The 14,860-nt window shown below is 63.2% G+C and carries 10 protein-coding genes and 1 other RNA gene; 5 read left to right on the plus strand and 6 right to left on the minus strand.

The features are described 5' to 3' along the window. Nucleotides 1-114 precede the first annotated feature (114 nt). The 5 genes from XaFJ1_RS14885 to XaFJ1_RS14905 form a co-directional block, all read right to left on the minus strand. Nucleotides 115-1,128, minus strand: a complete 1,014-nt coding sequence (locus tag XaFJ1_RS14885; protein WP_012917511.1) for a SphA family protein — start codon at nt 1,126-1,128, stop codon at nt 115-117. A gap of 184 nt (nt 1,129-1,312) precedes the next feature. Beyond that, a complete protein-coding gene (locus tag XaFJ1_RS14890) occupies nt 1,313-1,780 on the minus strand; it encodes a MarR family winged helix-turn-helix transcriptional regulator (RefSeq protein ID WP_045757427.1) in 468 nt (155 codons plus the stop codon). A 141-nt stretch (nt 1,781-1,921) separates the two neighbouring features. Then, entirely contained in the window at nt 1,922-3,244 is a 1,323-nt protein-coding gene (locus XaFJ1_RS14895; protein ID WP_012917513.1) for a spinster family MFS transporter, read from the minus strand. Nucleotides 3,245-3,615: 371 nt separating this feature from the next. Further along, nucleotides 3,616-5,478 carry a feruloyl-CoA synthase gene (locus XaFJ1_RS14900; RefSeq protein ID WP_012917514.1) on the minus strand — a complete coding sequence of 621 codons (1,863 nt, stop codon included), beginning with the start codon at nt 5,476-5,478 and terminating at the stop codon, nt 3,616-3,618. A gap of 76 nt (nt 5,479-5,554) precedes the next feature. Beyond that, nucleotides 5,555-6,385: a p-hydroxycinnamoyl CoA hydratase/lyase gene (locus XaFJ1_RS14905; RefSeq protein ID WP_012917515.1), complete on the minus strand. Its 831-nt coding sequence runs from the start codon at nt 6,383-6,385 to the stop codon at nt 5,555-5,557. 424 nt (nt 6,386-6,809) lie between these two features. Between XaFJ1_RS14905 and XaFJ1_RS14910 the strand changes: the two genes are divergently transcribed. Beyond that, on the plus strand, nt 6,810-8,435 hold the full coding sequence (locus XaFJ1_RS14910) for a SulP family inorganic anion transporter (protein ID WP_425509580.1): 1,626 nt from the start codon (nt 6,810-6,812) through the stop codon (nt 8,433-8,435). An 89-nt stretch (nt 8,436-8,524) separates the two neighbouring features. On the opposite strand, the gene XaFJ1_RS14915 is transcribed toward XaFJ1_RS14910, so the two are convergent. Continuing rightward, nucleotides 8,525-9,481, minus strand: a complete 957-nt coding sequence (locus XaFJ1_RS14915) for a GGDEF domain-containing protein (protein WP_425478943.1) — start codon at nt 9,479-9,481, stop codon at nt 8,525-8,527. Between XaFJ1_RS14915 and XaFJ1_RS16605 the strand changes: the two genes are divergently transcribed. The 4 genes from XaFJ1_RS16605 (at nt 9,372) to cas3f (ending at nt 14,540) form a co-directional block, all read left to right on the plus strand. Beyond that, complete coding sequence (locus XaFJ1_RS16605; protein ID WP_425478949.1) at nt 9,372-9,719, plus strand: hypothetical protein; 348 nt, start codon at nt 9,372-9,374, stop codon at nt 9,717-9,719. The genes XaFJ1_RS14915 and XaFJ1_RS16605 overlap by 110 nt on opposite strands. 188 nt (nt 9,720-9,907) lie before the next feature. Further along, nucleotides 9,908-9,984, plus strand: a non-coding RNA gene (locus tag XaFJ1_RS14920) — sX9 sRNA. A 171-nt stretch (nt 9,985-10,155) separates the two neighbouring features. Beyond that, a complete protein-coding gene (cas1f, locus tag XaFJ1_RS14925; protein WP_012917518.1) occupies nt 10,156-11,142 on the plus strand; it encodes a type I-F CRISPR-associated endonuclease Cas1f in 987 nt (328 codons plus the stop codon). Further along, nucleotides 11,139-14,540: a type I-F CRISPR-associated helicase Cas3f gene (gene cas3f / locus XaFJ1_RS14930; protein ID WP_012917519.1), complete on the plus strand. Its 3,402-nt coding sequence runs from the start codon at nt 11,139-11,141 to the stop codon at nt 14,538-14,540. Before cas1f ends, cas3f begins: the two co-directional genes overlap by 4 nt. The last annotated feature ends 320 nt before the right edge of the window (nt 14,541-14,860 follow it).

Genomic DNA, 14,860 nt, shown 5'->3' on the forward strand with positions numbered 1-14,860 from the left:
CAAGCCATCACTCAGACCCACGCCTTCGATACCGATGCCCGAGACGACAGCAGTGGCGAACCGGGTCTTGTCGCGCCACTGCATGGCAACGCGGTTTGCTTACGCAGCGTGGCATCAAAACACATGTACGTACTGAAAATTGACGTTATCGCCGGAGGGTGCATTCTTCACCTCCACCGGCATGTAGAAATTGGCATTGAAAATGTTGTGCTGGTCGATCCTCCACGATAATCCTGGCCCGAGGTAGAACTGCGTCTGCTTGCTATCGGCCACACGCAGGTCGTTGGTCCGGTTGTCGCGCAGTTGCTTCAAGTAATAGCCATTGATACCGATGTGCAGATCCTTCACCAATTCGAGCGAGCTGGCGAAGTTGAGCCACACCGCATCGCCCGCCTGGCCGTTGTGGAAGACGAAACCACCGAACTGCGGCACGTTCGACGCCTTGTCCGCACGGAAGTTGTAGATGTAATTCAGACGCCCGCTGATTTCCCAGCGCGGCGTCGGCAGAATGCTGAAAGCCCAATTCGGCAACACCGACCAGTAACCCGATCCCTGGTTGATGTCGCGGTGCTGGTCGAATTTGCCGATCGGCACCAGTGCATCCAGCTCGAAACGTTGCGAAAACACCGGGCGGCCATCGTGGATCACCGGATCCATCTGTAAATACGGGCCGATCGTGAGGTCGCCCAGACCGACCCCATTGGCGCGCAGTGCCATCGGACTGTTGCGCGCGAAAGATGCATCCAAATCGACCAGCGCCGCCAACGCGTTGAAACCCAACGCACCACCGAACATCTTGTAGCCACTGACGTAAACCACCTGAGTAATCCAGACCGATGAGCCAATGTGTGGATCGCGGAACACCGGTACGTCATCGCCGTGCGCGTCCTTGATTGCATCGAAGTCGTAGCGTCGCAGGTATTGAATCGCCGCCCAGCCCGGTTTGGTGCTGGTGAAGCCATCGAAGAAGCTGGTGCCGCCGGTGTCCAGGCCGGTCGGCAGGGTGACGCTCTGCGGCACGGATTGCGCCGCCGCTGGCGCCGCATGGACGATGGACAGCAGGGCCAGCACCGACAGCCGCTGGCGAATGCGCGAAGGCAACGGGAAACGCATGCGGGAACGATTCATGGACAGGCACTCCAGGCAAAGGGGATACGGCATGGGGCGGGGGAATGGTGAAGCGGGCCAACGTTGACGTCAGCGCGGCACGGTGATCGCACGGCGGCGCACGCCACGATCACGCTGAATACAACACGGAAATCGAGAAAGCAGCGGCGCGGCCGCAAGCCGGCACCGGCCACGCATATAGCGGCTAGAGCGCCTCCAGCCGGTCGAGTGCCCGTAACAATGCACGTGCCTGATTCATGCCCAGCGCACTGACGAGTTGCTGCTCCATGCGTACCACTTCGACCTCGGCCTGCGCCAGCAGCGCGCTGCCGGACGCGGTCAGGTGCAGATGCTGCATGCGCCGATCCTGACGTCCACGCACCTGACGCAGCAAACGCCGCTTGACCAGACGCGCGACCACAATGGCCAGGTTCGGCGGCGAGACGTTCAGCACCTCGCCCAGTTGCCGTTGGTGAATGGCGGGATTGGCATCCACCAGCACCAGCAACGAATACTCCACCGGCTTCAGATCGAAGCCACGCACGCACTCTTGAAACAGACGCCGCACCTGCAACTCGCTGCGGGTGATGCGGTAGCCGAGTAGGCTGGTCAGACGGCGCTGATCCACACTGTCCACCGTGTTCGCGTCGGCGGACAGCGTGCTGTTGGAGATATCGGGAATCGGTTTCGAGCGCACGGCGCTTCCTGCAAAGGGTATCTTGCGACAACGCCACGGCGCATGCGCACGCAGCTTCCACTGGCACTGGCCGACAACGCCATCGCCGCTGCATTGTAAGGACACCGCCGCGTATCGTCATAACGCCGGATCCACACGCCGTAGCAACGCCCGGTAAGGCGCAGCCGCGTACCACAGGCACAGCGCGCCAAGCAGCGCCGCCCCCATGCACACCACGCCCAGCGACAAGCCGACCTGACGCTCGTCGACGAGCACGTAGTCGGTGCCTAACGCCACCACATAAGGGCCCAATCCCAATCCGATCAAATTGACCAACAGCAGATAGATCGAGGTGACCTGGCCACGCAAACGGTTCGGCGTGACCGCCTGCAGGATCGCCGGGGCTAACGCCACCGGCATGCCCAGCAAGAATGTGGTCAGCGCGATCGCCGCCAGCGCCATCCACGGCCCTGACGCGAACGCGAACAGCCCGCTGCTGACACTCAGCAACAGCGCGCCGATCAGCGAAATCCGCAGCACCACATCGCGGTGTCCACGCACCATTAGACGATCGCCGAGGAAGCCGCTGAACAGCATGCCGGCGATGCCGAAGGTCAGGATGATGAGCCCATACGCCGGACCGATTTCACCGGGCGTCCATCCCCACCGACGGATGAAGGTCGCCGGTAGCCAGGCGGTGATGCCGAAGGTCACCATCGCGATCACGCCGTTAGCCAAGAACAACGCGATGTAGATCCGCGCGTTGTCGCGCAGATGCGCCAGGTCCGGACGCGCACTTGGCGTCGCCATGGCTTGCTCGCGTCGCAGTGGCTCGCGCACCGTGGCCATCAAGGCGATCGCCGCCAAGCCCGGCAGCGCCACCAGGAGGAACGCCGCCTGCCACGGCCGGAAGCTGCCCAGTAACGGGAAGACGACCAGGCTCTGCTTGCTGGTCGCCGCGATCACCAGGCCACCGACGATGAACGCTGTCGCCGAGCCGATGTACACGCCGGAGGTGTATACGCTCATCGCCCTGGCCCGCCGCTGCGGCGGGAAGTAATCGGCCAGCATCGAATACGCCGCTGGCGATAGTGCCGCCTCGCCGACACCGACGAACACCCGCGCCATGAACAGGGTGAAAAAGCTGGTGACGTAGGCGCCAGCCGCCGTCGCCACGATCCACACCACGATGCCCAGCACGATCAGGTTGCGCCGGTTGTGGCGGTCGGCGACGCGCCCCAGGGACACCCCGATCAAGGTATAGAACACCGCGAAAGCAAGGCCGTGGACCAGACTGAATTGCGCGTCCGACAGCAGCAAATCGCGTTTGATCGGTTGTACCAAGAGCCCCAGGATCTGCCGATCGACGAAGGACAGGGTGTAGGCCAGCAACAACACCACGGTCACGTACCAGGCGTACAGCGGACGGTACGGCGTCGGCGATGGTAATGAATCGTGCATGGGACTGCTCCGTGGCGGCTCAGAAGCGCAAGGTCAGGACGAGCGTGGGCAGACGTCGTCGCGGACATAACGACATGCATCGCGCAGGAATGCACCGGCCTGGCTGGAATGCAGGTCCATATACAGGCTGGCGTCAGCGCCATCTTCAAGATCGACCAAGCGCTGCCTTGGCGCAGTGCTGGATGGACATCGGTCAGACCCCAGCCAACGCTGCTCAGCACGACCCAGGCCGCGTCTGCCTGGCCTACCATGAACACGCAGATGAAACACAGTCATCGATCCCCTCCCAAGTCTCGAAGCCAGTAGAGCAGTGCGGTCGCAGCGCCGACGGCAATTTCGCACCGCCGGCGCAAGGCCAACGCGTTATCGCATCACGTCGGCGCCTGGACCGCGCCTGGTGCAGCACCGGTGTACAACTGGTCCACCAACACGGCGCGGGTGCGCAATACGTTGCGCTGGTTGATCGAGCCCTTGTCGGTGATCTCGCCGGCTTCCAGGTTCGGCGGCTGTTCCAGCCACGCCGCGCGGACGATGCGGCTGGCATTACCGGTGGCGCTGCGGTTGAGCACCGCGAGCAGATTTTGCAACCAGACACGCACCGGCTCGGCTTGCAAAATCTGCGCCGCCTCCGCCGCTGATGGCAACCCGGCCAGAGCCTGCAACGCGTCCAGGCGCGGGAACAGCAACAGGCCGATGTCGCCGCGGTCGGCCCCAGTCACCACCACATCCTGCACGTATGCGGCGCCTTCCATCAGCACGCGCGTGCGCAACGGACCGACGCTGACAAATACGCCAGAGGATAGCTTGAAGTCCTCTGCCAGACGCCCGTCGAACAATAAGCCGCGTTCGGGATACTGCGGATCGATCAGCTTGAGTGCATCGCCGGAACAGTAGAAGCCTTCCTCGTCGAACGCCTCGGCCGTCTGCTGCGGTGCGTTCCAATAGCCGGGCATCACGTGCGGGCCACGGAAGCGCGCTTCCAGCTTGTCGCCCACCGGGACTAACTTGACCTCGCAGCCCGGTGCCGGCACGCCGACCTCGCCGGGTGTGTTACTGGTGCCGTGGGTGAAGGTGCACGACGGCGCGCATTCGGTCATGCCCAGACCGGCAAGCATGCGGATGCGTTCGCCGCAATGCGCCTCGGCAATACGCTCCAGACGGTCCCAGATGTCTTGCGACAAGGCGGCGGCGGCAAAGAAGAACATACGCATGCGCGACAGGAACGTCTCGCGCAGTGCCGGATCCTGTTCCAGCGCCTGCGCCAATTGTTCCCAGCCGCGCGGCACGCTCAGATACACCGTGGGCGCGATCTCGCGCAGGTTGCGCAGGGTCTGCGCGAACAATGCCGGGGTCGGCTTGCCATCGTCGATATAGAAGCTGCCACCGTTGTATAACGCGATGCCGATATTGTGGCTGCCGCCGAACGTATGGTTCCACGGCAACCAATCGACCAACACCGGTGTTTCGCCTAGCACCGGGAACGTCTGCAGCAACATCTGCTGATTCGCGCACAGCATGCGTTGCGTGGTGATCACCGCTTTCGGCAACAACGTGGAGCCGGACGTGAACAAAAATTTGGCGATGCTCTCTGGGCCGGTGGCGGCAAATGCGGCATCGGCCGCGACCAGGGGGCGTGGCGCCAGCATCTCTTCGAAGCGCAGGCACGCACGGTCGCTCACCATGCCACGCACGCACACCACCGGCACATCCGTGGGGAACACGGCCGCGATGGCGGTCGCGAATGCCGCACCGTCGCTGGCGAACAGCAGCCCCGGCCGCAGCACCCGCGCGACGTGCCGCAGTTTGGCGAAATCGCGCGAAAGCAACGCGTAACCGGGAGACACCGGACAATACGGAATGCCGGCATACATCGCCGCGAACGCCAGTTGCAGATGTTCCAGATCGTTGCCGGACAGGATCGCCAACGGACGCTGCGCCGACAACCCCATGTCCAGCAGATGCGCCGCGATACGGCGGGTGCGCTCGAGCATCTGCGCATAGCTCAGGCCCCGCCAATGTCCATCTTCGCCACGCTGGGCCACGAAGGTCGTTTCGGGCGTGTGTTGCGCCCAGTGCTGCAAGCGCAGCAGCAGATGCCGCGGCAGCGGCGCCAGCGGCTCGCGGGCACGCATGCGCAACACGCCATTGGCATCGCCATAAACTTCGGTATCGGCATGGCTGAGCCCGACCGGACGATAGCGGGCGACAGGTGCATCGTGCTGTGCAGAGATCATCGAAACCATCCGGAACAGGGAAACGGCATGGTGACGGGCATCGCGGCGACGGCACGTCACCGCGCTGCGGCCAGGGTCAGCGCTTGTAAGTCTGCAACCCGGGCTTGATGGTTTTATCGTCAAGGAATTGCTTCAGCCCTTGCTGACGACCCTTCTCCGGATCGCGGTGGTTGGACTGGTCGACCTTGGCGTAGAGGTAATCCTCGTTCTGCTCCCAGGTCAGCTCGCGGCAGCGCTTGAAACCGTGCTTGGCGAAACGCAGCACTACCGGATTCTTCTGTTGCAGCTCCTGCGCCAGCTTGGTCACCTCCGCACGCAGTTGCGCGCGCGGCACGCTGGCATTGACCAGCCCCATCTGCGCGGCCTCGGTCCCGGTAAAGGTGCGGCCAGTCATGATGTACAGCATCGCGTTGCGGTGTCCCATGGTATCGGCGACGGCCTTGCTCACCAGGTTGCCCGGTGGGATGCCCCAGTTGATTTCCGATAACCCGAACACCGCTTCGTCCGCCGCGATGGCCAGATCGCAGGCCACCAGCGGCGAGAACGCGCCACCGAAGCACCATCCGTTGACCGCCGCGATGGTCGGCTTGCTGTAGAAACGCAGCAAGCGCCACTGCCACTGCGAGCAGTCGCGACGCATGCGCTCCTGCACAATCTCCTCCTTGCCGTCGATCTCGCGGAAGTATTCCTTCAGGTCCATGCCGGCCGACCACGACTCGCCGGCACCGGTCAACACCAGGACTTCCGCGGCGCTGTCCAGTTCTAGCGTCTCCAGCACGTCGATCATCTCGCGATTGAGCGTCGGACTCATCGCGTTGCGCTTTTCGGGACGATTCAACGTGACCCAGGCGACACCTGCGTCGATCTGGACCTGGACGGTCTGCCAGCGGTCTTGGTAGTTGCTCATGGACATGCCTGCGGGGGAGGTGACGTGGGGGGAGCGTGCGGGGGGGAGCGATAATCTCTTTGTTTCAATAATAGTTATAGATCATCATTATTTTGGCGCAAGCTGCACCGCAGCATGGAATGGCAGCATACCTGGCTGGCAGACGCGCTGTTCGTACCGATCATGCCGCGTGTTCATCGTGAACGGGGATGATCGCCCGCGCCGCGCAAGTCGCCACCACACCCGCGCAACACTCCCGGCGTGTGTGTTTTATACTGTCCCGCCGCGCATCTTCCCTGCGCATGTTCGGTTCTTTGCGCCCCACCATGACGCCACCCTGACCCTCGCACTCCACACCGGCTTGCCCCTTGCGGCAGGCCTCGGGTTGCTGGCTTTCCTTCGTGAATCGCGTCGTCCCGCCGCAGGGGCGGCGGCAGGAGTGTGTATCGTGAAACTGTATCCTTCGCTACGCCAGCAATGGTGCGGCAATCTCCGTGGCGACGTGCTCGCCGGTTTGGTCGTGGCCTTGGCGCTGATTCCGGAGGCGATCGCGTTCTCGATCATCGCCGGGGTGGACCCCAAGGTCGGGCTGTATGCCGCGTTCTGCATCTGCGTGACCATCGCCTTCGCCGGCGGGCGCCCGGGCATGATTTCCGCCGCCACCGGCGCGATGGCGTTGTTGATGGTCGGTCTGGTCAAGCAGCATGGCCTGCCCTATCTGCTGGCCGCGACGCTATTGACCGGCGTACTGCAGATCCTGGCCGGGTTGTTCAAACTCGGCGCATTGATGCGCTTTGTCTCGCGCTCGGTGATCACCGGCTTCGTCAATGCGCTGGCAATCCTGATCTTCATGGCACAGCTGCCCGAATTGATCGGCGTGCCGGTGCCGGTCTATCCGCTGGTCGCACTGGGATTGCTGTTGATCTACGGCCTGCCGTGGCTGTCGCAGCGCAGCTTCCCCGGTATCGGCCTGTGGCTGCTGGTGTTGGGCGCTGCGCTCACTGCGGGCAGTCTCGCTGCCTGGACCCTGCTGCCGGTGGCGGGAATCGGGACGGCGGTACTACTGCTAGGCCACCGCTGGACCCGCACCCTGGCGTTACCGCCGCCGCTGGTCGCCATCGTGCTGTTGACCGGGCTTTCATTGTATTTCGGCATCCATGTCCCCACCGTCGGCGACAAGGGCCAATTGCCCGACAGCCTGCCGACCTTTCTGCTGCCGGCCGTGCCGTGGACGCTGGAGACACTGAAGATCGTGTTCCCAGTGTCGGCAACGATGGCAGTGGTCGGCTTGCTCGAATCGATGATGACCGCGCAGATCGTCGACGACATGACCGACACCCCCAGCGACAAGAACCGCGAGTGCATCGGCCAGGGCACGGCCAACCTCATGAGCGGGCTGATCGGCGGCATGGCCGGCTGCGCGATGATCGGGCAATCGGTGATCAACGTGAAATCCGGCGGGCGCGGGCGTCTGTCCGCATTGGTTGCCGGCAGCGTGTTGTTGCTGTTGGTGGTATTCGCCGGCGCGTGGGTGCGGCGGATTCCGATGGCCGCCCTGGTGGCGGTGATGATCATGGTCTCGATCGGCACCTTCAGCTGGCGCTCGCTGGCGCAACTGCGCACGCACCCGACCAGTTCCAGCGTGGTGATGCTGGGCACCGTCGCGGTGACCGTGGCCACCCACGACCTGGCGCGTGGCGTGCTCACCGGCGTCTTGCTATCTGCACTGTTCTTCGCCCGCAAGGTCGAGCGGATGCTCGACATCGAGAAAACCGAAGACGCCGATGGCAGCCACACCTACCGCATCCGCGGCCAGTTGTTCTTCGCATCCGCCGCCGGCTTCGCCAATGCGTTCGATTTCGCCCATGCGCCGGCGCAGGTCACCCTGGACCTGTCGCACGCGCATATATGGGACATCAGTGCGATCGGCGCACTGGACAAGGTGGTGCTGAAGTTCCGCCGCCACGGTGCGCAGGTGCAGGTGGTGGGACTGAATCCGGCCAGCGCGACGATGGTCGGGCGGCTGGGCATCCACCACCGCGATGACGCACAGGCCGTCCCGCTCCACTGAAGCGGGGTCCGAACGCGTCTGCGCCCCGACTCGGCGCAGACGGCTCGCGGCACTGCGCTGTCACCGCAGTGCGCGGTCATGCCGGCAGTTCAGGCAGCCGAGACCAACGCGTGCCAGTACAGACTGTTACCGCCCTGGCGCTTGGCTTCGTAAAGCGCCGCATCGGCGTTGGCATACCAATCGTTCCAGTCCGAATGCGGATCCACCTGACTGATGCCGATGCTGACCGGACAAATATGCGGCACCTTCTGCGGCACACCGAGCAGATTCTGCACGGTGGCGATCACGAATTCGCCGATGCGACGCAGGTCTTCGACGGTACCGTTGGCCACCAACAGGCAGAATTCGTCGTCGCCGAGACGGCAAGCGATATCGTCCTGCCCGGTCACCGAGCGCAGGATGTTGGCGACGTTCTGCAACACGCGGTCGCCGACCCGATGGCCGTGGACGGCGTTGATTTCCTTGAAGCCATCGCAGTCGATCAGCAACAGGCCCGGGCCGGGCGATTGGCTGTCGCGGCGGCATTCCTGCATGCGTAGAATCAGCCCACGACGATTGTGCAGCCCCGTCAGTTCGTCGGTACGTACCAGCTCTTCGGCCTGATGCAGTTGATACGTGGTGGTGCACACGTTATCCAGCGCCGCTTCCAATTCATCGTTGCGGCGGCGCAACTGGCGGATCAACGTTTGCTCGTTCGTCACCACCTCCATGATGGTGCGGCGGAGAAAATAGGCGACGATGACCGGGTCGCGCTCCACCAGAAGCTGGAAATCCTCGTGATCCAACTCCACCAGAACGCCATCGCTGACGGCAATGGCATCGGCGCTGCGCATATGGCTGCCGATCAGCATACCTAGTTCGCCGAAGAACTCGCCATGTCCCAGGTGCTTGACCAGCAGATCTTCACCGAAATCCAGGTCGATCACCCCACTGCTGATGACGAACATGTTCCGGCCGCCATCGCCGCGCCGGAACAACACCTCACCAGCGCGAACCGCGCGCGAGCGTCCGAACTCGGAAAACAAACGCAATTCGGCCGCCGTCAATATCGCCTGCCCGTTCGCCGTTGAAACGACCGCAGCTACCTTCGGCATCATGCTGCGTATGTTTGTTGCGGTGCTGGCGCAATTCATCCTGCCCCCTCATTTATGTGTCGCTGGCTTTATTGGTCAGCATAGCATCCGCCTAAAGCGCTCAAAACGATGTCACAGACGATCTCTCAGCGGAGAAAGAGCAGGAAAACACGCTAAAACTGCTTTTTTGCGCCCATCTCTCATGCCGTAGACAGATTTAAATCAACGCGGGAAAAGCCGGCGTGAGCCCTGGCATGGCGATCTTCCTGCATGAGGGACAGGGCGCCGCACACCATCCTGCAATTTCGGCCTGCCCCTGTCGCCATGGGAAAACGCTTCCAAGAGTAACGAACAAAACTACGGGGTCGCCAGCGGACACGCGCGGACAGTGCTCGCCTCATGCACCCCCTTGTACACTGCGGTCTCTGCAAGCTGTCCGTGACCACCCGACAGCAACCCGCAACGTTTTGTTAGCCACTCTAAACCACTGTTCGGCATGAGCGCATCGCCGCATGCCAAACAGAACGGTCGTGGTCGCATTTTGTCCACAGCCAACGACCGCAAGCGGGTCCGATCGCGGCTAATATTGCGGCGGACGGCTGCACATCGGATATATCGCAATCACCATCAGACCCGCAGGGGACGACATGGACGATCTATCGCCTTCGGATCTGAAAACGATCCTGCATTCCAAACGCGCCAACCTCTACTACCTGCAACACTGCCGGGTGCTGGTGAATGGCGGCAGGGTCGAGTATGTCACCGACGCAGGCAAGCGCTCGCTGTACTGGAACATCCCGATCGCCAACACGACGACGCTGTTGCTCGGCACCGGCACATCGATCACCCAAGCGGCTATGCGCGAACTCGCCAAGGCCGGGGTGCTGGTGGGCTTTTGCGGCGGTGGCGGCACCCCTTTGTTCTCCGCCAACGAGATGGATGTCGAGATCGCCTGGTTCTCGCCACAAAGCGAGTACCGCCCCACCGAGTACCTGCAAGCATGGGTCGGATTCTGGTTCGATGACGCGCTTCGCCTGAGCGCCGCCAAAGCCTTCCAGCACGCACGTGCGCGCCGCATCGGCGCGCAATGGCAACAGCGGGCATTGCACGATACGGGATTCGCGCCGGACCTGGCGCGCTTGCAGACACTGCTCGAACGAACGACCAGCGCCATCGCACTGGCGCAGGACAACACCGCCCTGCTCACCGAGGAGGCACGGCTGACCAAGGCACTGTTCAAACTGGCGGTGGAGACCGTGGGTTACGGCGACTTCACCCGTGCCAAGCGCGGGACGGGCAGCGACGCGGCCAACCGCTTCCTCGATCACGGCAATTACCTGGCCTACGGGCTGGCGGCAAGCGCGACCTGGGTGCTGGGTCTGCCGCACGGTCTTGCTGTCCTGCACGGCAAGACCCGGCGCGGGGGGCTGGTGTTCGATGCCGCCGATCTGGTCAAGGATGCCAGCATCCTGCCGCAGGCGTTCCTATCGGCTATGCGCGGTGACGACGAGCAAACCTTCCGGCAGAACTGCATCGAAGCGCTCGCCCGCAGCGAGTCCTTGGATTTCATGATCGACACGCTCAAGGACGTGGCACTGACGACCCGGGCACAGCAACGCGAGCACACGCGATGAATATCTTGCTGGTTTCCCAATGCGACAAGCGTGCCCTGAAAGAAAGCCGCCGCATCCTGGACCAGTTCGCCGAGCGGCGCGGCGATCGCACCTGGCAAACGCCGATCACCCGCGCCGGCCTGGACACCTTGCGCAAACTGCTGCGCCGCACCGCACGCAAGAACACCGCGGTGGCCTGTCATTGGATTCGCGGCCTGGACCACAGCGAGTTGTTGTGGATCGTCGGCGACGCCAGTCGATTCAACGCACAGGGGGCCGTGCCCACCAACAGCACGGCGCGCGATGTTTTGCGCGGCGAAGACGAAAACGACTGGCACTGCGCCGAAGACATTCGCCTGCTGGCGCAACTGGCCGCGTTGCTGCACGACCTCGGCAAAGCCAGCCTGGCGTTCCAGGCACGCCTGCGCGGCGAATTGAAAGAACGCAACCTCTACCGCCACGAATGGGTGTCTTTACGCCTGTTCCAGGCCTTCGTCGGCAAGGATGACGATGCCGGCTGGTTGCAACGGCTGGCCGATCCCGATCACGATCATACGCCATGCTGGACCGCCGAAGGACGCTACCGCCGCGACGGTCTGGATGCCGAGCCCGGATACCCGTTCCGCGCCCTGCCGCCCCTGGCCGCGGCCGTCGCCTGGTTGATCCTGACCCATCACCGCCTGCCGCTGGCGCCCTTCAAGACAGACGGTCGCCAGGACTGGCTGGGTCGACGCGTGCAGCACACCATCTCGACCTGGATGGAACTGCCGCTGTCTCTGGTCGAGCACGATTGGAACGAGATCCGCGTGCAAGCGGAACCTGCCAGGATCGCCGCGTACTGGACGCTCGCCGGCCCATTGCCGGTCGCCACGCCAGCATGGCGCGCACAGGCGGCGCGGTTGGCTAAACGCTTGGACGCACTGCGCGTGCGCAGACCCGAAGGCTGGCTCGACAATCCCTACGTCATGCATCTGGCGCGGCTCAGCCTGATGTTGGCTGACCACAGCTATTCGCGTCTGGTTATGGACCGCAACGAACAACAGGATCTGAAAAAAGACGCCACGCTTGCCGCCAACACCACCTTCAACCGTGCCGGCAAGCTCGTCCGCAATCAGTCACTGGACGAACATCTACTCGGCGTTGCGCATACCGCGGGATTGGTCGCATATGCGCTGCCCGGCTTCGAGCGGTCTCTGCCGCGACTGGCGCAACATCGCGGCCTGCGCAAACGCAGCGCCGACGCCCACTTCGCCTGGCAGAACAAGGCCGCCGACACGGCCACGGCGCTGCGCGAGTCCGCACGCGAGCACGGTGCCTTCATCGTCAACATGGCTTCCACCGGCTGCGGCAAGACCCTGGGCAACGCGCGCATCCTCTACGCACTGGCCGACCCGCAACTGGGCCTGCGTCTGACTTATGCGCTGGGCCTGCGCACGCTCACCCGACAAACCGGCGACAGCTATCGGCGCGATCTGCACCTCGACGACGACACGCTCGCCATGCTCGTCGGCGGTTCGTCCAGCCGCCCGCTGTTCGATCACCACGAACGCGAAGCCGACACACGCGGCTCGGCCTCGATACAAGCGCTGATCGAGGAAGATAGCCACGTCCTCTACGACGGTGCCGAAACCGAACATCCATTGTTGTCGCGCGCACTGCACGACCCGCAGATGCGCAAACTGTTGTCGGCGCCGATGCTGGTCTGCACCGTCGACCACATGGTACCGGCCACCGAATCGCTGCGTGCCGGCCGCCAGATCGCGCCGATGCTGCGGCTGATGAGCGCCGACCTGATCCTTGACGAACTGGACGACTACGACATCGACGACCTACCCACCCTGACGCGGCTGGTGTACTGGGCGGGCCTGCTCGGGACGCGTGTGCTGTTGTCCTCGGCAACGTTGGCACCGGCCTTGGTCGAAGGCATGTTCGCCGCCTATCGCGCCGGACGCGCCCACTATCGGCGCAATCGCGGTGTCGATGGCGGGCGCGCCGATGCACGCATCGAGTTGCCTTGTCTGTGGACCGACGAGTTCAACGCATATACCGCGCATTGCGTCGATGCCGATGCATTCGCTGCCCAGCATGCGCAATTCGTGACAAAACGTGCGGCCAAATTGCGCACGACCGAGCCGCTGCGACGCGGCGAATTGGTTCAATTACAGATCCAGGCGCGGCAACCGGAGCAGATCCATGCCGAGTTCGCGCCACATGTCCGCGACGCGATCCAGCGCCTGCACAGCGCACACGCGGAAACCGACCCGGTCAGCGGCAAGCACGTCAGCTTCGGTCTAGTGCGAATGGCCAATATCCGACCGCTGATCGAGGTGGCACAGGAACTGTACCGACTCGGCGCAGCACCCGGCATCCGCATCCACCTGTGCGTCTACCACGCGTGCTTTCCGCTGCTGGTGCGCTCAGCGACCGAACACCTGCTCGATGCAGCATTCGACCGCCGCCAAGCCGACGCGGTGTATCGCTTGCCCAGCGTCCGCGCCGCGCTCGATGCACATCCGGAACAGGCGCATGTGTTCGTGGTCCTGGCCTCGCCAGTCTGCGAAGTCGGGCGCGACTGGGATGCGGATTGGGCCATCGCCGAACCCTCTTCGCTGCGCTCGCTCATCCAGTTGGGTGGTCGCGTGCAACGCCATCGGCGCACGCCTGGCACCGCCGCGAACATCCTGATCTTCGACACCAACCTGCTGCATTTCCGCAACCTCGACCAAGACGCCCCGGCCTATGTGCGACCGGGATTCGAACAGAACGACGCCGACGGCACACGTGCTGGACGTTTCCGCCTACAGACCCACCGCCTCGGCAAACTCCTGCGCGAGGACGAGTACCGCGTGCTCACCTCCCTGCCCAGGATCCAACCACCGGAGCCACCCTGGCATCCGCAAGAGCGGCTGTGCGATCTGGAACATGCACGGCTGAGCGAGGCCATGCTGCCCAAATCGCGCGAGGCCGCTCCGCCATCCCGGCGCAGCGCCCCGCCGTTCTCCTTGGATGCGGCATGCGCATGGCAATACCCGCACGCCATGCTGACCGGCGTACTGCCGCAACAACAGCCGTTCCGTCACGACACGAGGCCAACGGCCACTTTGGTGTTTCTACCCGATGAGCACGAGGAGCGCGTGGTGCTGCATCGCATCGAAGACGACGATGACCATCGCGGCGACAAAAAACTCTACCCGGTCGTGGAACAGAGTGCGTGCGCGCCGCTGGCGCTCGAACCTGGTCCCGGCATCGCGCCCTGGGGCGAATACGACCTGATGACGCTGCTCACCGAGCAGGCCGAGCAGCTCGACCTGTCGTTGCAGGACTGTGCCAAGCGGCTGGCGACGGTGAACGTGCCTGAGGGCAAGGGCGGGAAGAAGTGGGGGTATCACCCTTTACTTGGCTTCAAGTCGTGGGAATGAGAAGGGCTTCCGTGCCCGCAGGCTGCCTATACGGCAGTTAACAGAACGAACCAATTAGCTCATTCAGCTTTTCTGAGCTGCCTATACGGCAGTGAACCTGTTACGTCCGGACGCGATCTGACAATCATATTTCTGAGCTGCCTATACGGCAGCTCAGAAATCAGCCCGCTATCAATGTTGTTGCATTTCACAAAATTTTGGCTAGAGTAGCAAAATGCGCCATAAAATCCTACGAACAAAATTATCACATACAGCTGGTTAAAAAAAACCCGTCATCGCTGTGAACGATGACGGGCCGAAGCAGCAAAGCCGGTTGGAAC

The organism is Xanthomonas albilineans, assembly GCF_009931595.1.
Taxonomy (GTDB): Bacteria; Pseudomonadota; Gammaproteobacteria; order Xanthomonadales; family Xanthomonadaceae; genus Xanthomonas_A; species Xanthomonas_A albilineans.